The organism is Bacillus carboniphilus (assembly GCF_039522365.1).
Classification (GTDB): Bacteria; Bacillota; Bacilli; order Bacillales; family JC228; genus Bacillus_BF; species Bacillus_BF carboniphilus.
Genome location: NZ_BAAADJ010000028.1, coordinates 1 through 651 on the forward strand (window position 1 = coordinate 1; position 651 = coordinate 651).

At 55.3% G+C, this 651-nt stretch carries 1 rRNA gene; it reads left to right on the forward strand.

Annotation, left to right across the window (positions count from 1 at the left end):
* A 16S ribosomal RNA gene (locus ABDZ91_RS14105) occupies nt 1-651 on the forward strand; the annotation flags it as partial.

The following is a 651-nucleotide window of genomic DNA, read 5'->3' on the forward strand; positions in this document are numbered from 1 at the left end:
GCTACCACTTACAGATGGATCCGCGGCGCATTAGCTAGTTGGTGAGGTAACGGCTCACCAAGGCGACGATGCGTAGCCGACCTGAGAGGGTGATCGGCCACACTGGGACTGAGACACGGCCCAGACTCCTACGGGAGGCAGCAGTAGGGAATCTTCCGCAATGGACGAAAGTCTGACGGAGCAACGCCGCGTGAGTGATGAAGGTTTTCGGATCGTAAAGCTCTGTTGTTAGGGAAGAACAAGTACCGTTCGAATAGGGCGGTACCTTGACGGTACCTAACCAGAAAGCCACGGCTAACTACGTGCCAGCAGCCGCGGTAATACGTAGGTGGCAAGCGTTGTCCGGAATTATTGGGCGTAAAGCGCGCGCAGGCGGTTTCTTAAGTCTGATGTGAAAGCCCACGGCTCAACCGTGGAGGGTCATTGGAAACTGGGAGACTTGAGTGCAGAAGAGGAGAGTGGAATTCCACGTGTAGCGGTGAAATGCGTAGATATGTGGAGGAACACCAGTGGCGAAGGCGACTCTCTGGTCTGTAACTGACGCTGAGGCGCGAAAGCGTGGGGAGCGAACAGGATTAGATACCCTGGTAGTCCACGCCGTAAACGATGAGTGCTAAGTGTTAGAGGGTTTCCGCCCTTTAGTGCTGCAGC